Source organism: Candidatus Protochlamydia amoebophila UWE25 (assembly GCF_000011565.2).
In the GTDB taxonomy this organism is placed as follows: domain Bacteria; phylum Chlamydiota; class Chlamydiia; order Chlamydiales; family Parachlamydiaceae; genus Protochlamydia; species Protochlamydia amoebophila.
Genome location: NC_005861.2, coordinates 2,172,800 through 2,189,839, shown reverse-complemented (window position 1 = coordinate 2,189,839; position 17,040 = coordinate 2,172,800). Strand labels below are relative to the sequence as shown.

Genomic DNA, 17,040 nt, shown 5'->3' with positions numbered 1-17,040 from the left:
AACTATGAGTCGTTTTTCTCCTTCTATATCAGCATAAATTAAGCCACGGTCTAGACTATAACTATTTACTAAGTATCTGGAAGCCGATATGTGGTTGTTTCCTTTTCCGTATGCGTTCCTTTATGCCAGCGAAAATCGTCAAATCTTCCTGTTTCTATTACACCATCTGGATAAATTCTTCATCCTTCCCAATAAGTCCACCGATCTCCACCTTCACTTTCTCTTGAAGATTGAACTTCTTCAATGACCCCATTGTTATACTTACGAATAGTGAGATTTTTTTGAGTCTCTTCTGTTTTCTTAGGCACAATATAAACGAAGTCTTTCCATCGAGTTTCAATAACATCAACAACGCTTTTAATTCTTCTATAAATTTCATTGCTTGTGTTCTTTCCGATCCATAAGAAGAAACGTCGTTGCGGAGTTTGACGTGTTTATCCAAAACTAACTGGCCGATTTCTTGCGCTTTTAGGCGCATTTCTTCTTTAGAGGAAATAGGAGGAAGGTTTTTTTCTGAGACTTTAATGGCAAATGGATGAAAAGCCTCTTTTAGAGGTGAGGTTGGAATAATCTCTTGCCGCACTCGTTCTATAGGTTGTGCAGTTATTGTTACTGTCAAAATTGTCCTAAATTTAGCTCAACGTGCAAGAAAACTCTATGAAAGTTCGAAAGTAGAAAAAAAACGGCAAAATCTTAATTTCTTATTTTCGAAATTAGAAATGTAGGCCAAAAAGGCGATCATAACACTGCGTGAGCCGTTTGATAGGCTTATAGCAGTGTCAGATCATCCCAAGTGTCGGAGGAGGTGGGATTCGAACCCACGGTACGTGTTTAACGTACACACGCTTTCCAAGCGTGCTCCTTAAGCCACTCGGACACCCCTCCAAAGAAGCGAAAAGATTAAAATAAGATGATTTATGATGCAAGCTTTTATCAGGTAAATTTCTTTTATAAATTTAGGGTGAAAAATGTTTAAATGCTTGTTCAGTTTCTGAATCAATTTGAGAAGGATCGTAGCGAACAGGAGAGTAATTTGCAAATTGTGCAAATTCTTTTCGAAATGTTAAATTGACACTACCTACACTTCCATGTCTATTTTTAGCGACAATCAACTCGGCCATTCCTGGTTTGTCGTTAGGATCGTAGTATTCGCGTCTTAAGAGAAACATCACAATATCAGAATCTTGCTCGATACTTCCACTTTCTCTTAAGTCACTCATCATGGGGCGGTGTCCAGGACGTTCTTCCACTTTTCTTGATAATTGAGACAAACAAATAATAGGGATGTTCAATTCGCGTGCTAAGTTCTTGAGCATACGGGAAATTTCTGAAATTTCGTTTTGTCGATTCTCTGAGGTGCGATTAGAACCCGATCCCGAAAGCAGTTGAAGGTAATCAATAATCAGAAGCCCAATACCGTGACTTTCTTTCATTCTTCGGGCACGAGCTCTTAAGTCGGTAATTTTTAAACCTGCTTGATCATCAATGATCATCACATGGTTTTGCATGTCATTGACGCAGCTAACAATGCGTTGAAATTCCACTCCATCTAAAGCACCTGTTTTAATTTTATCGGATTGGACTTCTGCTTGTGAACAAACAATGCGATGAACTAATTGTTCAGCTGACATTTCTAAGGAGAAGATACCGACAGGAATTTTATTTTTAAAACACACATTTTCTGCAATATTGATGGCAAAAGAAGTTTTTCCCATTGCTGGGCGGGCGGCTAAAATCATTAAATTTGAGTTATTTAAACCATTAATCATTTTATCTAAATCAATAAAATGAGAGGGGATTCCACTAATTCCCGAATCTTCTGGCCCTCGTTGAGCGTACCTCTCTTGTTTTTCTTGTAACTCTTTTAAATAAGGAAGTCCCGATTCAGATTTTAATCCGGAAAAAATATCTTGGAGAATGAGTCCTGATGTAGGATTAGAGGTTTGGCCAATTTGAAAAAAAAGTTGTTGAGCTTCATCTAAAGCAACTTGAACATCTTGTGATTCTTCTAAAGCACTTTTTTCAATTATCTGAGCAGCATGAATCATGCGTCGGAGAATCGATTTATTTTTGACAAGTTCAACGTACTCTTCAATAAAAGCCGACGTTCCGGCATATTGAGCTAAAGTAGCTAAATAAGAAACGCCACCGACAGCACTTAGTTTTTCTACACGTTTGAGTTCCTCGGCGACAAGATGAATATCGGCCGGCTTATCTTTTTTATAAGCAGTTTTAAGAATTTGAAAAATGATTTTGTGTTCATTAAAATAAAAGTCAGAGTCATCAAGAGAATCAGATGCAATATTCAGACTATTGATGCTTGTCAGCATGCAGCCAATAACCATCATTTCTGATTCTTTAGAGTGTGGAGCAATTTTAACTTTAACGTTAGCTTCTGTCATGGCAATTTTTAATGTTAATCTTTAAAATAAATAGGTATGAGCAGAAATTTCTTTCATCTATGATGACAAGAAGTTTCTTTTCTGAAAGTTAATTTTTGTTTACACATATTGAAAGGATAAAACTTTAAAAGTAGCAATGGCTATTTTCTTCGGCTTAATCTTTTCAAATACTACTTTTGGATAAAAAAATTCCAAGCTTAAGTGGTTATCACCATAAATCATTCCGTATCTAAAGTCTATTTGAAAAAAAGGTTAGATAAATGCGTAAAATAATTGTTGTAGGGGGAGGATTTGGAGGATTGAATACTGTCCGATCTCTCAAAAATGCCCAGGTAGAAATCTTATTAATTGATCGAACTAATCACCACGTTTTTCAACCTTTGTTATATCAAGTAGCGACGGCAGCATTATCTGTTGAAAATATTACCACTCCTCTAAGAGAAATTTTAAAAAATCAGTCCAATGTCAGAGTTTTGATGGCTGAAATTGAGAAAATTAATCTCGAAAACCAATACATACAAGCCGTTGACGGACAACAATTCTATTATGATGATTTAATTCTTGCTCCTGGGGCAAGGCATACCTATTTTGGGCATGATAACTGGGAACATTTTGCACCAGGATTAAAGACAGTGGCAGATGCTTTTCGTATTCGAGAAAAAATGTTAATGGCATTCGAAAAAGCAGAGAGATGTGAAAATCGAGAAGCTGTTCAATCATCTTTAAGCTTTGTAATCATAGGAGCGGGGCCAACAGGTGTTGAAATGGCGGGTTCGATGGCGGAATTTGCTCACCGCACCCTATTCAAAAATTTTCGATCTATTAATCCCGCTAATTCTAAAATTTATTTGATAGAAGAAGGCCAACAAATTCTTCCAAGTTTTCCTGGAGAATTAGCAAATCGAGCTTTAGAAGATTTAAAACAATTAGGTGTAGAAGTACTTTTAAATACTTTTGTGACTCAAGTCACAGATCAAGGTGTTTATATGAATGAAAAATTTTTACCTGCTTTTACAGTTGTTTGGGCTGCGGGGAATGAAGCTTCTCCGCTTGTTAAAAGTTTAGGCGTTTCTTTAGATAAACAATCAAGAGTAAAGGTTCAGCCAGATTTAACAATTCCTGGATTTACAAATGTATTTGTCATCGGAGATGCTGCTGCTGTAGTGTCTTCTAAAAATGAGTTTTTACCTGGAATAGCACCTGTTGCAATTCAACAAGGACATTATGTAGCAAACTTAATCAAAAAAAATATATTACCTTCAAATCGAAAGCCATTTCTATATTGGGATAAAGGAATGATTGCAACCATTGGGCGGGGAAGAGCTGTAGCTATCTTAGGTAATTTTAAGTTTTCTGGTTTTCTAGCTTGGTTGATTTGGTGTTTTATTCATATTCTTTATTTGGTCAGTTTTGGCCATCGTCTACTAGTGATGATACAATGGATTTTTCTGTATTTATTTAACAGACGACAAGCCAGAGTTATCATTCGACCTATTCAAGAGTAAAGACAATCTTCATACAATGTAAGCAAACTCATACTTTTGACAGAACTATCCTTAATGAATTCGCCAGTCATAATTATAAAATAATTTTGAAAGTTCTTCGCCTTTCTATATGTCTTTTAAAGCAACTATGGATTGTTCACTAATTTGTCAGTTTCCATCAGGTCAGGTACTATCTCACAAATTAGAGATTGATGAGTGATTAAAAAAATGTGAATTATCAAATAAAATGATCAAACCATTTTGCATCGGCAATATAACTAATTGTCTTAAGTAAATTATAACGGATAATGATGCCCTCGTTTTATGAAAACTATTGATAAATGTTTTTATTTAAGAATGGGTAATGACTTAACATATTTCTGGGAAATATTGCTAGATGTTTTGTCCTTTTGGATAATTTCCTCAACAAAATTTCTCATCCTTGCAATTTTACTAGATCTAACGTTGTTTTTATTAATAGCATAAATCCCTTACTCCTAAAAAAGTTAATATTTCTAGTAAAAATTTAAATATTTTTGCACAAAAACTGATTACTATTTCATTTAATAAATACAATTTTTTTTGATTAATTAAATTAAAATATGAAAAATATTTATAATTATAATATTGATATATGACTTAGGTTAATTTAGATGAAAATTAAATAAAATAATTTGGCATGATTATTGCAAAATAGTGAGATAGTCCATTAAAAAATATAAAAGGGGGCTTTATGTACCGTACCTTGAAATTGAGAGTCTGTGGATTAATTTTTCTAACTTTATTTCTTCTACCTTTTAATTTTGTAAATGCAAAAGGAGGACATGGACACGGAGGAGGACATCATCATAGTAGCGGTCATGGTGGATATCATGGAAAAAAACATCATGGAGGTCATCATCATGATCACCAGAGTAGACATTGGCATAATGGCTATTATGGATATGGTTTAGGAGGTTTTGGCTTGGGATATGGCTTAGGGTATCATGGAAGTAGTTATTATTATTCTTCACCTTCTTACTATTATTCCTATCCTTCAAATAACGATACTAGTTCTAATTTCTATTTTAAAGTTCCTTTAAAGTAAGAAAAATTTTTTCTTAACCCACTAATTTTTAAACCTCAATCATAGGTTGGGGTTTTATGTTTGTAGGTCAAAAATTTCTTTTCTCTTAATCATTTTGGAAACAATACTTGCATAAAAACCAGATGGATATTAGGATAGTCGTTTTCGTAATAGAAAATTTGGAAAGATGGCTGAGCGGCCGAAAGCACGTCCCTGCTAAGGACGCATACCCCTAAAGGGTATCGAGGGTTCAAATCCCTCTCTTTCCGTATCAGGGACTTTGGACTTTATGTTCAAAGTCCTTTTTTTTTGCCCTCAGTAAAGGTAGGTGTAGGTGTTTGCGAAGCTGAAAAAAAGTTAAACTAAAGATATAAGCAATTCCTGCAATCAAAGCAATCGTCGCTCCTGTGGGCCAATCAAAGTAATAAGCAACGCTATTTCCTGTTAAACAAAATAAGCTACTGAAAAAAATTGCCAATAACATCATTTTTGAAAGGCTAGACGTAAGTAAGTTGGCAATCGTTGCGGGGATCGTTAGCATTGTCATCACCAAAACAATTCCTACAACTTGAATAAGCAAAACAATTGAGATAGCAATTAAAATCAGGAGTAATAAGTAAAGACCATTAACAGGAAGCCCTTGTAAGCGAGCTTGTTCTTCATCAAAACAAATTGCTAAAAATCGCTTGTGGAGACACAAAACAAGCAAAATCGTGCAAATATCCAATCCCCAAAGAATATAAAGATCTGTCTGGGAAACCCATAAAATGTTGCCAATCAAAAAATTAGTCAGCTCTACATTGAAGCCAGGGGTTTGAGAAATAAACAGAATGCCAATAGCCATTCCAATTGACCAAATGGCGGCAATCACAGAATCTTCTCTTTGTCTATAGTATAAATGAATCCAGCCTAAGATCAATGCCGATAAAATAGCGGCAGTTAACGCTCCAAGTAAAGGAGAAGCCCAATGAATCCCTTGAGTTCTTTCTAACCAAATACACAGACCAATCCCACTTAAGACTGAATGTGAAATACTTCCCGCAATGAACACAATTCTCTTTACAATAACATAAGAGCCGATAATGCCACTGACAATTGAGGCAGCAAACCCTGCTAATAAGGCTGAGAAGAGTAGAGAATGGGTCATGATGGCTTCAAAAAATGTTGGCATAGTCACCTTAATTTGAAAATCAGAAAAAAGTAGGTGTTTGTTTGGTTGGGATAAGAGGAGTATGATAAAGTCCCACTGCGAAATGTTCGCAAACCTCTTCGGGTTGTAAAGAAAAAACATGTCTTTGAATACAAAGTAACCTTTCAACTTGCTCAATCGCTGCTTGTAAATCGTGTGTGACCATCAAAATTGTCATAGAGCCTTTCAATTCTTTTAATAATGCATAAATATCAGCTTCTGCACGGCTGTCAACACTAGCTGTAGGTTCATCTAAAAGTAGCAAACGGGGTTTGGAAACAAGAGCTCTTGCAATTAAAACTCTTTGTGCTTGTCCTCCAGAAAGGGTGCCGAAAGATTCGCGGCTGAATTCTTTTAATCCCACCTTTTCAAGAGCTTCATAAGCCGCCAATTTAGCTTTTTTGGAAAAGTGCCCATACCAAGGAAGTTGGGATAGAAGCCCAGATAAAACGACTTCAAAAACTGAAATGGGAAATTCTCTATCAAATCGAATTGACTGAGGGACGTAAGCAAGTTGTTGGAAACTTTGTGCAATAGGGTTTTTACCAAATACTTCAATTTTACCGTTTTCTGGTTTTAAAAAACCCATAATTAACTTTAAAAGGGTAGTTTTGCCTCCACCATTTGGTCCTATAATGCCAATGAATTCTCCAGGATTTACTTCGAAGGAAATATCAGAAAGAATAGTGGAATTATCGTAGCAAAATGAGAGGTGATCAACTTTAATAATTGGCAACATAAATAGGTATTATTCTCCGACAAAAGCATGAGCGATTTCAAGCATACTTTTAAAATATAGTTTAGAATAAGGATCTAATAGCCTGATTTTTGCACCTATTTCTCCAGCTACAAGCTGAGCAGCTTTATTATTATATTGGGGCTGTACAAAAATTGTCCGTATATTGTGTTCTTTAGCCCAAATTAAAAGCTTAGTCATTTGTTGAGGAGTTGGATCTTTCCCTTCTAGCTCCACAGAATATTGTTGAAGATGATAATCTCTACAAAAATATCCGTACGCTGGGTGAGAAACAAGAACTGAATGGATGGAAGATGTTTTAAAAAGTTCTAGGATTGTTTGATCAAGTTCTTGAAGCTCTTGCTGAAATAACTTCAAATTTCTGCCATATAATTTTTTATATTCAGGAAAAGCTTCGATTAATGCATCAGCAATTGTTTTTGCTTGAATTTGAGCTAGTCGAGCACTCAACCAAAAATGGAGATCTTCAGATCCCGAACAGCAATGACATTGAGTATCTTTATCCTGATGAATGAGATCGAGCCCTTGGCGCAAATCGACAATTTTAAGGTTTGGATTATGGCTAGTTAACGATTGAATAGCTCTTTGTTCAAAAGATTCGCCGATGCGAAACCAAAGCTTTCCTTGACAAGCTCCTAGCATCTGTTTAGGTGACGGTTCATAAGTATGAGCGCTGGCCCCTGCAGGGACCATTAATTGGACATGAACTGTATCATTCGCAATTTTTTCCACAAAAAATTGGTGGGGAGCGACGCTTACTAAAACAGTTGGAATAGCGGTAAGGGAGGGGAGGGTAAATAGAAAAATAGTAATGATTGTTAAAATGACAAAAAATGGGCGCCATCCCATAGGTAATCCTTTAAGAAAGAGTTCTTGTAAGAAATAGAGTTATCGCTTCTAAAAATTTGGATATTAATTATATGTTTTGAGGAAATGTCAATTTTTAAACAAGAGTAGTTAGGCTTATGGATAGAGAATTTTGTTGCTTACAATTGTCATTTCAACAATGACTATATCATTTCTTAAATACTCGGTGTAGAATTTTTCATTTATTACCTAGATTCTCGTCTTTCAAAACAAGAATCTAGTTGAGTGATGAATTTGTTTTACACAGTCTTTTGTTCGCTACTATCTGAGAGTGCAATTTTTCGTGCTTGTAAACGGGGATTTTTTTTAAAAGTGATGGTTAATACTCCGTCTTTGAAGCAGGCTTGTTCTGTGCTTTCTTCGACTTGAGTAGGAATATCTATTTGATAAAAATAAGAAGTTTTAGACCGTTTATAAAATTTGCGGTCTTTATAATCTTCTTCTTGTTTTTTTTCCCCTTTGATCCAAACTGCATTTTGATAAAAAGAAATGTCTATTTCGTCAGACTTTAGACCTGGTAAATGAGCTTCTACATAAACATTAGAATCATCTTCTGAAATGCTAATTCCAGTATCGGCCTCCCATCCCATCCAACGATTCATTTTATCTTCCATTTCATCCCACAGATTAGGTAAAGAAGAGGGGAGACGAAAAAGAGAGCGGCGAGGTTGAACATCACGATCCATAAGACTACCTCCAAATAAATTTTAATCATTATTAAAATCTTCCTAAGAAATAACCCAAAGTATCAAATATTAAAAATAAATAAGAAAATGGATTCACTAGGCGCCCATCATCATAACAATTCTAAGAAATAATCCAAAGTACCAAATATTAAAAATAAATGAGAAAATGAATTCATCAGGCGTCAAGTTAATAGCTGTTATTGAAATTTACCTCTAAAAAAATTCATGAATGAGCATATAAGTAAATTTCATTAAGTATTTATTGTTGATGCTCTCGAAGATTGTTGATTATAATTAAAGGGTTCTCTAATGGAAAATGTAGACAAAGAGTTGCTTAAAGGCGATTTATTAATTAATAGTGAAGAAAATTTGCTTCAAGAAAAGCTACAACAAAAAATTCATGAGTTAATAGAATTTATTGGAGCAGACCCTGAATCATTTCAATCAGTATTAATAGCACAAATTATTGCAACAAGTTTAAGGATGGGTCAAGAAGGGTTTGCACTGGGCCAACTTAAATTAATGACGCGTGCTTTTAAAGAGATGCGGTATGCTTATCGTGTATTTAATAAATATCCGGTAAATAAACGAATTAGTATTTTTGGTTCGTCTAGAACACCTGAATCCCATCCCGATTATCAAGCTGCTAAATTTTTTGGAGCAGCTATGGCTGACCTTAACTGGGTTTGTATTACTGGAGCTGCTGATGGAATCATGAGAGCTGGACTGGAAGGAGCAGAAAAAGAATCCCGCTTTGGTTTATCTATTCGTCTACCTTTTGAGTCTCCTTCCAATTCACTTCTAGCCGGAGATCCAAAATTAATTAACTTCCGTTATTTCTTTACACGGAAATTAATGTTTTTGAGTCATTCGGACGCTATAGCCGCTTTTCCAGGGGGAGTTGGTACCCAGGATGAATTATTTGAAGTGTTGACTTTAATGCAAACTGGAAAAGCTAATATTCTACCCGTTGTTCTTATAGAAGGAGAAAATGGATCCTACTGGCGAGCCTGGCAAGATTACCTATGTCAAAATTTATTAGCTAATGGATGGATCAGTCCGGAGGATTTAAATTTATTTTACCTTTCTTCATCGGTGAATGATGCTGTTGCCCATATTCAGCAATTTTATCGTCGCTATCACTCAAGTCGTTATGTCAAAGATGTTTTAGTCATTCGTTTATTGAGTACACTCACAGATCAGCAGGTAGAGCAATTAAATCAAGAATTTTCCTCACTTTTAAAAGAGGGGAAAATGTATCTTACCAAACCTCTCCAAGAAGAAACAGATCATTTGGAGCTACCCAGGCTCGCTTTTGAGCATAATAGAAGATATTTTGGTCTCCTTCGTTTACTTATTGATAAAATTAATAGCTTTTAAGGTTGCCTTGGAAAAATTTTGCAAAATAACTTTAAAAACTATTTTTTAATCGTTGTACTTCAATTCTCATTAAGTAGTAGGGGGATTGAGAGGGGGAAATGTTAAGCGAATTTTTTGTTTTTCAGGATGCAAGCGATTTAAAACACTTAAACTCTGAATTAACATGACGATAGATCTTATTTTCAAAAAGGAAAATTCTAACTTTGTTGGAATCATGTTGAGTTCTGAAAGCATAAAAACGGATTCAATCAATAGTCCACTACTTTGAATGATTAAATCTGATTGAAAATAATGTTCATGTTGTTGCGAGGAGTAAAAATGCTTCCAAATAAGGCTTGTTGTATGAATCGTATAGCCGAGTAATGTTAAAGTAGAGCTGAACAAGGCTAGTCGTTGATCCCATTTATCTAAAGAAAGAAGTTTAAGTCTACCAAGTAATGATGTTGTAAATAATCCATGAGCGATAAAATGAGAAACCCGTGCAGCTGTTTTAGCGATATCCATAAATGGGGGATGATTTCCCCGTTGTTTGGTAAGTACGATAAAAGTTCCATTTGCAATTTTTAATAAATCGCTCAGGACGCTAACCCCATGCAACCCCTCGTGTAAAACATGGGCACCGTCATGAAGACTCTTAAAAAAATCATATGTTTCTATAGTCGCATACAATTTTAAAAGGCGATTAAATAGATGGAAAGTCTCGTTGACGATAATTGCAATTTTTTCTGCTGAAGCGATGTTTTGAAATGCATAAAGTAGTCGACGGGAAGGCTCTTTAGGTTTCAAATAGAGAGATACACGGGCTTCTTGGGTACCGGCTTGAAATTTTTTAATTTTAATTTCAGGTTTAAATGTTTCTAGTCCAACGCATGCACCCCCACCACACATAGTATGCTCCTTTTTTAAAAAATTGTTTCAAGAAAAACAGTAAAGCAGTAATGTTATTGCAAATGCATTATTAATAGCAATAAGGAATTCTAATCCTTTGTGTTTACTAACTTTACTTAAATATCGGTTGGCAATGAAAAGAATGACGCGACAACGATGTGCGATTTTAAATTGTTTTAAACAAGTTAAACGCCCTTTAAGTGCTCAAGAATTAGAAGAATTAACAATGATTAATTTAGCGACAATTTATCGAAATTTAAAAATGTTAATGGAAGAAAAAATTTTAGTTGTAGTCCAGCTACCTGGGCAACCCCCTCGCTATGAATATAATGGTTTAGAAGAACACCATCATTTTTTATGTCAATCCTGTAATCGCTTATTTGATGTGGAAGAAAGTGCTGTTCATGCCTCTTCCCACATTCCAGAAGGTTTTCAATTAGTAAAATGTGAGGTGACTCTTCATGGCGTTTGCGGAGAATGTAATTCCTAATTTGAATATATACTTAAATTTTAAGAGGTGAAAATGCATTATTTATTAAAAAAACTACTTTTGGTTGCATTAGTTTTTTGTTTATGTGGAATAAAACACATAGAAAATTATTTCTATTTATTTCAAAACCCTCAGAAATGTACAGCTTGTAAAGAGTGTTAATAAAGCTGAAATGAGGCTAATTAAACTTCACTATTTCGTTCATGGCTTGCAAACAACAAGAAGATGTGTAGAAAAATAAAAAGAAAGTGAATTTTTTTTGAAGATTTAGTCGAACAGATTTCTTACTCCTTGCCAAAATTTCAAACCAGAAAGAACATAATTTTTAGTCATTTCTTGGGCTCTGGTGAGGCAAGGACTTTTTCTGATCATAATAAGTAGGTCCCGGTTGTTGAATGACCCCTCCTCCTAGACAAATATTACCTACATAAAAGACAATCGATTGGCCAGGTGTGACGGCTCTTTGAGGGCGATCGAATGTTACAAAAGCTTTCCCATTTTCAATCCGATGAATCGTACAGAACTGATCGTTTTGTCGATAACGAACTTTTGATTGGCAGGTATAGGGAAGAAGGGGAGCTTCAGCAACCCATGATAAATCGGTGGCTATGAGTTCATCACAGTATAAGGCTGGATGATTGGCTCCTTGTTCTACAAAAACAATCCCCCGTTCGTGATCTTTACCTACCACAAACCAAGCTTCTCCCGCACCACCAATACCTAACCCTTTTCTTTGACCTAAGGTGTAATAAGCTGTGCCCATATGCTTTCCCACATTTTTTCCTTGTAATGTTTGAAAAGCGCCGGGTTGAATAGCCACATATTGGCTGAGGAATGAGCGAAAATCTCTTTCTCCAATAAAGCATATTCCAGTGCTGTCCTTTTTTTCGGCAGTCACTAATTGATGTTTACGAGCTATATCTCGCACTTGGCTTTTTTCTAACCCTCCAACAGGGAAAAGCACCTGCTGTAAAATCTGTTGATTGAGTGTGTAAAGAAAATAAGTTTGATCTTTATTGTGATCTATCCCTTTAACTAAAGATGGCGATCCTTTATCAAGGATAAGATTTTGACAGTAGTGACCTGTTGCCAAAAAATCAGCGCCTAATTCTAAGGCTTTTTCTAAAAAGACTTTAAATTTGATTTCTCGATTGCATAAAATGTCAGGATTAGGTGTCCATCCTTTTTGAAAATCAGCAATAAACTGGGTAAAAACTTGTTTTCTGTAATTTTCGACAAAATTAACGGCATAATAGGGGATATTAATGTGATCGCAGACACGACGTACATCGTCGTAATCTTGTGCTGAACTGCAAACCCCGTTTTCATCTTTTTCTTCCCAATTCTTCATAAAAAGGCCAATCACGTTGTAGCCTTGCTCTTTCATCAACAGAGCCGAAACAGAAGAATCCACTCCTCCAGACATGCCAACGACAACAGTTTTTTGATTTTTCATAACTATTTTAGTTTTAATTTTTTAAAAATAAATATAAATAGCATTTTCTTAAAAATCAAGAATTCATCAAAGGTAAACAAATAGGAAGTTGAACTAATTAAAAAATAATCAGAGAAATTCATTAAATTGGGAAAAGCTATTGTAGAAACTAAATAATTAATTTAAAGTTTTTTTTAATAAATTATTCCAAATTTAAATTTGATTTTGAAACAAATAATAATTTAGAAGTTGATTTTTTTGTCTTCTCTGCGTAAAAACTTGGTGAATAAATAAATTAAGGCATTTTTTGCTAAAATAAAAATAGAGAATAGTTGAAACTTTATTATTTCAATCGATTTTTAAATAGGAGCGATTGAATTTATACAATGAAGAAAAGTCGAATTTGATGTATGAACAACTTTGACTGAAAATGAATGAACTCATGGAGGATTGAGCATGAGATGTCCCTTTTGTCAATTTGAGGGATTGAAAGTGACTGACTCTCGAGATGCAATGGAAATGAATGCGATTAGAAGAAGAAGAGAGTGCTTGAATTGTCTTAAGCGTTTTACTACTTTTGAAACAATCGAATTGACAGTACAAGTGCAAAAAAGAGATGGAACTTATGAGGATTTTCAACAACATAAGTTAATTAATGGATTAGCTGCTGCATGTAGGCATACCAAAATTAGCCATGATCAGGTAATCAGTTTAGCTGCTCAAATGACAAACGAATTAATGCAGTCTCAAATACAACAAATAAGCACCACACAGTTAGGTGAGATGGCCATGAAACATTTACAAAGTCTTGACCCCATCGCTTATATTCGTTTTGCGTGTGTGTATAAAAGATTTAAAGATTTAGGTGAGTTAGAAGAAGCAATTAAAACAATTCAATCTAAAGACGAAGACAAATCTTGCTCGATATTAAAGGATTTGTTATAGGCTTCGAACTTTATTGTTAAAAGCGCAAATAGACGATAGGAGGTCAAAAATGGCATTAAAAAAAACAGAAGTTGCAAAGTTTAAAAAACGTTTAGAAGATATGCGTATGCAACTTACGCATTCATTAAAGGGATCAACAGCGGAAGTAAAAACACCAGATGAAGCGACTGGTTACTCTCAACACCAAGCAGATCAAGGGACAGATGACTTTGATCGTACCATTAGTTTAGAAGTCACAAGTAAAGAATATGGGATTTTAAGACAGATTGATCGGGCTCTAGAAAAAATTGAGGAAAATACTTATGGTATTTGTGACATTACAGGTGAAGATATTCCTATTGCGCGATTAGACGCTGTTCCTTACGCGGTTATGACTGTTAAAGCACAAGAAAAATTTGAAAAAGGTTTGCTATAGGACTTAAGTTAAGTAAATGAATGAATATTTCTCAGTTATACCAACTCATAAAAATCAATTACTCTTTCGCTTTATCTGGATAGGGTTAGCTATTTTATTATTGGATCAGATCTCAAAATTCTTCGTTTTCCATCTTGTTCCTCACATGGATTTTTCTGCATATAAGTATCCTTATGGAGGGGTGGAAGTCGTGAGGAATTTTGGGGGAATTGAGTTTTCGATCAACCACATGACGAATAAAGGGGCTGCCTGGGGAATGTTTGGGAATTACCAGTTGTCTCTGATGCTCTTTCGTATAGGATTGATTGTTGGGTTGTGTGTGTACTTGTTTCATTTTAACCAACAAAAAGCCTGGCAAATTCCTTTGATTTTAATTATCGCAGGAGCAATTGGTAACGTCTTGGATTTCTTTTTTTATGGACATGTGGTGGATATGCTTCATTTCGTATTATGGGGATATGACTTTCCTGTTTTTAATGTTGCCGATAGCTTTATTTCAATTGGCATTGGTTTATTGTTTATTCTTTCTTTGTTTAAGTCTTAACGGTGCCCATGTATCCTTCCTTACCTATTCGTACAAAAGTGGAATCCCCTTTTCAAGCTTCAAGATGGTTGCAATGCCCAGTCTTATTAGATGAAGAAGAAATGAAATGCTTATTGACAGCGCTTGGAAATTTCTGGATTTTTAATGTCAGCAGTATTTTAAAATCTTCAGAAGGAGATATTTCCCAAGAAGAATTTTTAAAACAGTATACGTTGTATATTCAAAATTTAAAAAATGGTCAGTATCCGAATGATCAACTCATTAGGCGGTTTTTCTCGACTGTTTTTACTTTGGATCTAAATGCCCTTTATGAAGTACCTGTTGCTAACGACCGAAAACTAATTCGAGTGGAAAAACCTGTGATTCAATTGCAATCGCATCGCTTTGATTACTCTTTGGCTGATGGGAAGTTTCGTTCGATGATTCTGGGCCAACATAGCATTTACTGGGGTATTCAATTTTCTTATCCCCAACTTTTTCAAGATCGCTCTTTTCAAGTAAAAAATGTCAGAGAAAATGAAGAATTTCCCAATACGGTTTTATTTAAACGTCTGCAAGGATGGGTTAGACATCACACAACTCCCACTTCATTTCTTATTAATCAACAAAAAATAAATGTCCCTATCAGGTTGGGAAAGCAATGTTTAAGCTGGATCAACAAACATCCCCAGTTAAATGAAAAAAAGATGTTTGTTCAAAACTAGTAAAAAGTACTTAGCTTTTCAACTAGTTTTAATCGATAAATTGCTAATACTTCAGAGGCCAATTCTTTATAATTTTTTCAAAAAAAGAAAGATAGGTAGTTTATTTGCATTGTTTAATTTTTTCGACGAAATAAGAGAGTTATTCTTCATTTTTTCAGCTCTTTACAAAAAAATTCCTCTGTTATTGTCAATAATAACTTGTCGGTTAAGCATTTCTGTAACAACTTCTTGGCTTCTCTCGCATCCTTTTGATAGTGATTAGTGGAAACATCAGAAATTTATCTTGGTTCGCTATTACCATCATAACGCTCCAACCTTAATTGAATAATTTAAATAAAAATAAATCGTTTAAAACAAATGACGTTGAGTAACCAACCCAACGTCAAAAAGTTAAAAAATGGAACTAGAGATTTTATTTCCAGTAAGGAGGATAAGTTAACGCTCCATCAGCATTATTGACTTGCATTATTTCTAATCGTGATATTTGCAAAGCTTTCATGTAACCTAAAACAAGGAGGGGATTGGAAACAGCAACTTCTGCCAACGTCCCTCCAGAAAGATCAGCATCGGTTTTTCCTGCCATTTTATACACGGCCATTTCTAATTCAACTTGTTCGATTTTTTGATTGTTGTCAACCACTGGTCTAATTCCATAGTTAAATAGACTTCCGACAGCAATCATTTTTGTTGAAGGATGATGGATTTTTTCTAAAATATAAGGATCCGTCTGTAAAGCTAAAGTGCCTGCATAATCGAGAGCTGTGTTCATTTCTTTTAAAGTCATGGGATTAGGAGAAGGTTCAGTGGCGATGTTTTTTTGTTTAATCTGTTGAATAATAGCATTTTTAAATGAAATGGAGGCTGTTTTGCCTTTTTCAACAAGATAAGTTCCGGATTCTGTTAGTGTAGTTAGTTGCATGCTTCCTCCTCCAATATCCCAGACCACAGTTTTCTCAGGTTCCGCGGAAGAGAGTGCTAAAGCACCTCGAAAGGCCATGATTCCTTCTTCATCTTGATTGATGATTCTTACTTGCACACCTGTTTGTTTTTCAATTTCTTGTGCAAACTGAGGAGCATTAGCCGCTTGTCGAAATGCTGCAGTGGCAACAGCAATGATTTTTTTTGCTTGATAACCGTCAGCTATTTCTTTCAAACTTTTAATGGCTTGCATCCCTTGTTGCTTAACAACTTGATCAAAAGTATTATCGTTAGACTGTTCTAAATGTTTTTGATAAGGAACAGGAATAGATCTTTCAAAAATTTGAGAAATAATTTTATTTGTTTCTGGATCGACTCTTGCGACTTTTAAATTAGTCGCTCCAGATCCAATGTCTAAAGCAGCTCGTATTTCTCCTTTTGGCTCTGTCATTTGTTTCGATATCGCAAATAGAGCGAATACAACAAATAATGTCATGAATAACCAGGCCAAACGTTGATTCATAATCTCCCCTTTCCTGAAAGGATATCGTTTATACTGATAAACTGATTCAAGATTGCAAAATCAATGCCAAATTCAAGTATTCGCTTTGTTCTTATGTTAATGAGAAAAGTGTAACTTTTTGTTCTGAATAATTTGAAAAATAATTTTTCTCTTTCATTTCGTTAATTGAGTTTTCAAGTATTTAATAATTAGAAGATTATTATTTTTTTTTAATTTTTTAATTTATACGTCGATTATTTACTGAGAAATAAAAAATAGATCGAATGCGAAGCAACACATAAATCACGTTGTTGCTTTCTTCTATGTATGTTATGCTTGTAAAAAAAACAATTGGGAAAATACATTTA

The 17,040-nt window shown here is 34.8% G+C and carries 17 protein-coding genes and 2 tRNA genes; 9 read left to right on the top strand and 10 right to left on the bottom strand.

Going from position 1 to position 17,040, the window contains the following annotated elements; translation table 11 throughout:
* Positions 1–157 precede the first annotated feature (157 nt).
* From PC_RS08690 to dnaB, 3 genes are all read right to left on the bottom strand, one after another.
* Positions 158–619 (bottom strand): hypothetical protein, encoded by a 462-nt coding sequence (locus tag PC_RS08690; RefSeq protein ID WP_011176356.1) that lies wholly within the window; start codon positions 617–619, stop codon positions 158–160.
* Between the two features lie 178 nt (positions 620–797).
* Positions 798–885, bottom strand: a tRNA-Ser gene (locus tag PC_RS08685).
* 71 nt (positions 886–956) lie between these two features.
* The gene (gene dnaB / locus PC_RS08680; RefSeq protein ID WP_011176355.1) at positions 957–2,402 is read right to left on the bottom strand and encodes a replicative DNA helicase; all 1,446 of its coding nucleotides are present in this window, start codon (positions 2,400–2,402) and stop codon (positions 957–959) included.
* Positions 2,403–2,662: 260 nt separating this feature from the next.
* Here dnaB and PC_RS08675 point away from each other — a divergent pair, with 260 nt between their 5' ends.
* The 3 genes from PC_RS08675 (at position 2,663) to PC_RS08665 (ending at position 5,221) form a co-directional block, all read left to right on the top strand.
* Positions 2,663–3,907, top strand: a complete 1,245-nt coding sequence (locus PC_RS08675) for an NAD(P)/FAD-dependent oxidoreductase (protein WP_011176354.1) — start codon at positions 2,663–2,665, stop codon at positions 3,905–3,907.
* Positions 3,908–4,619: 712 nt separating this feature from the next.
* Positions 4,620–4,973, top strand: coding sequence for a hypothetical protein (locus PC_RS11495; RefSeq protein WP_011176353.1), 354 nt, complete (start codon positions 4,620–4,622; stop codon positions 4,971–4,973).
* 160 nt (positions 4,974–5,133) lie between these two features.
* Positions 5,134–5,221: transfer RNA gene (locus PC_RS08665), tRNA-Ser, on the top strand.
* Between the two features lie 2 nt (positions 5,222–5,223).
* On the opposite strand, the gene PC_RS08660 is transcribed toward PC_RS08665, so the two are convergent.
* From PC_RS08660 to PC_RS08645, 4 genes are all read right to left on the bottom strand, one after another.
* The gene (locus PC_RS08660; RefSeq protein ID WP_181679110.1) at positions 5,224–6,123 is read right to left on the bottom strand and encodes a metal ABC transporter permease; all 900 of its coding nucleotides are present in this window, start codon (positions 6,121–6,123) and stop codon (positions 5,224–5,226) included.
* A 19-nt stretch (positions 6,124–6,142) separates the two neighbouring features.
* Positions 6,143–6,880, bottom strand: a complete 738-nt coding sequence (locus PC_RS10695) for a metal ABC transporter ATP-binding protein (RefSeq protein WP_011176351.1) — start codon at positions 6,878–6,880, stop codon at positions 6,143–6,145.
* A gap of 9 nt (positions 6,881–6,889) precedes the next feature.
* Positions 6,890–7,747: a metal ABC transporter solute-binding protein, Zn/Mn family gene (locus tag PC_RS08650; RefSeq protein ID WP_011176350.1), complete on the bottom strand. Its 858-nt coding sequence runs from the start codon at positions 7,745–7,747 to the stop codon at positions 6,890–6,892.
* A gap of 257 nt (positions 7,748–8,004) precedes the next feature.
* Positions 8,005–8,451, bottom strand: a complete 447-nt coding sequence (locus tag PC_RS08645; RefSeq protein WP_011176349.1) for an Hsp20/alpha crystallin family protein — start codon at positions 8,449–8,451, stop codon at positions 8,005–8,007.
* Between the two features lie 309 nt (positions 8,452–8,760).
* On the opposite strand from PC_RS08645, the gene PC_RS08640 reads away from it, so the two are divergent.
* On the top strand, positions 8,761–9,831 hold the full coding sequence (locus PC_RS08640; RefSeq protein ID WP_011176348.1) for an LOG family protein: 1,071 nt from the start codon (positions 8,761–8,763) through the stop codon (positions 9,829–9,831).
* 69 nt (positions 9,832–9,900) lie between these two features.
* Here PC_RS08640 and PC_RS08635 read toward each other — a convergent pair whose 3' ends face one another.
* Positions 9,901–10,719: a hypothetical protein gene (locus PC_RS08635; RefSeq protein ID WP_011176347.1), complete on the bottom strand. Its 819-nt coding sequence runs from the start codon at positions 10,717–10,719 to the stop codon at positions 9,901–9,903.
* Positions 10,720–10,861: 142 nt separating this feature from the next.
* Between PC_RS08635 and PC_RS08630 the strand changes: the two genes are divergently transcribed.
* A complete protein-coding gene (locus tag PC_RS08630) occupies positions 10,862–11,209 on the top strand; it encodes a Fur family transcriptional regulator (protein WP_052278693.1) in 348 nt (115 codons plus the stop codon).
* A gap of 325 nt (positions 11,210–11,534) precedes the next feature.
* Here PC_RS08630 and mnmA read toward each other — a convergent pair whose 3' ends face one another.
* Positions 11,535–12,683, bottom strand: coding sequence for a tRNA 2-thiouridine(34) synthase MnmA (gene mnmA / locus PC_RS08625; RefSeq protein WP_420885547.1), 1,149 nt, complete (start codon positions 12,681–12,683; stop codon positions 11,535–11,537).
* A 417-nt stretch (positions 12,684–13,100) separates the two neighbouring features.
* Between mnmA and nrdR the strand changes: the two genes are divergently transcribed.
* The 4 genes from nrdR to PC_RS08605 are packed head-to-tail and all read left to right on the top strand — an operon-like array spanning position 13,101 to position 15,252.
* Complete coding sequence (gene nrdR, locus PC_RS08620) at positions 13,101–13,589, top strand: transcriptional regulator NrdR (protein WP_011176344.1); 489 nt, start codon at positions 13,101–13,103, stop codon at positions 13,587–13,589.
* Positions 13,590–13,638: 49 nt separating this feature from the next.
* Positions 13,639–14,004, top strand: coding sequence for a TraR/DksA family transcriptional regulator (locus PC_RS08615; RefSeq protein ID WP_011176343.1), 366 nt, complete (start codon positions 13,639–13,641; stop codon positions 14,002–14,004).
* Between the two features lie 16 nt (positions 14,005–14,020).
* Positions 14,021–14,548 carry a signal peptidase II gene (gene lspA, locus PC_RS08610; RefSeq protein ID WP_011176342.1) on the top strand — a complete coding sequence of 176 codons (528 nt, stop codon included), beginning with the start codon at positions 14,021–14,023 and terminating at the stop codon, positions 14,546–14,548.
* An 8-nt stretch (positions 14,549–14,556) separates the two neighbouring features.
* Positions 14,557–15,252 (top strand): hypothetical protein, encoded by a 696-nt coding sequence (locus PC_RS08605; protein ID WP_044045230.1) that lies wholly within the window; start codon positions 14,557–14,559, stop codon positions 15,250–15,252.
* 412 nt (positions 15,253–15,664) lie between these two features.
* Here PC_RS08605 and PC_RS08600 read toward each other — a convergent pair whose 3' ends face one another.
* The gene (locus PC_RS08600) at positions 15,665–16,693 is read right to left on the bottom strand and encodes a Ppx/GppA phosphatase family protein (protein ID WP_011176339.1); all 1,029 of its coding nucleotides are present in this window, start codon (positions 16,691–16,693) and stop codon (positions 15,665–15,667) included.
* Between the last annotated feature and the right edge of the window lie 347 nt (positions 16,694–17,040).

Coding starts and splice junctions, on each gene's coding strand:
- PC_RS10695 (WP_011176351.1), bottom strand. CDS start 6,880: ATGTTGCCAATTATTAAAGTTGATCACCTCTCATTTTGCTACGATAAT.
- PC_RS08650 (WP_011176350.1), bottom strand. CDS start 7,747: ATGGGATGGCGCCCATTTTTTGTCATTTTAACAATCATTACTATTTTT.
- PC_RS08660 (WP_181679110.1), bottom strand. CDS start 6,123: ATGCCAACATTTTTTGAAGCCATCATGACCCATTCTCTACTCTTCTCA.
- PC_RS11495 (WP_011176353.1), top strand. CDS start 4,620: ATGTACCGTACCTTGAAATTGAGAGTCTGTGGATTAATTTTTCTAACT.
- PC_RS08675 (WP_011176354.1), top strand. CDS start 2,663: ATGCGTAAAATAATTGTTGTAGGGGGAGGATTTGGAGGATTGAATACT.
- lspA (WP_011176342.1), top strand. CDS start 14,021: ATGAATGAATATTTCTCAGTTATACCAACTCATAAAAATCAATTACTC.
- PC_RS08645 (WP_011176349.1), bottom strand. CDS start 8,451: ATGGATCGTGATGTTCAACCTCGCCGCTCTCTTTTTCGTCTCCCCTCT.
- PC_RS08615 (WP_011176343.1), top strand. CDS start 13,639: ATGGCATTAAAAAAAACAGAAGTTGCAAAGTTTAAAAAACGTTTAGAA.
- PC_RS08630 (WP_052278693.1), top strand. CDS start 10,862: ATGACGCGACAACGATGTGCGATTTTAAATTGTTTTAAACAAGTTAAA.
- PC_RS08640 (WP_011176348.1), top strand. CDS start 8,761: ATGGAAAATGTAGACAAAGAGTTGCTTAAAGGCGATTTATTAATTAAT.
- nrdR (WP_011176344.1), top strand. CDS start 13,101: ATGAGATGTCCCTTTTGTCAATTTGAGGGATTGAAAGTGACTGACTCT.
- PC_RS08605 (WP_044045230.1), top strand. CDS start 14,557: ATGTATCCTTCCTTACCTATTCGTACAAAAGTGGAATCCCCTTTTCAA.
- PC_RS08635 (WP_011176347.1), bottom strand. CDS start 10,719: ATGTGTGGTGGGGGTGCATGCGTTGGACTAGAAACATTTAAACCTGAA.
- PC_RS08600 (WP_011176339.1), bottom strand. CDS start 16,693: ATGAATCAACGTTTGGCCTGGTTATTCATGACATTATTTGTTGTATTC.
- dnaB (WP_011176355.1), bottom strand. CDS start 2,402: ATGACAGAAGCTAACGTTAAAGTTAAAATTGCTCCACACTCTAAAGAA.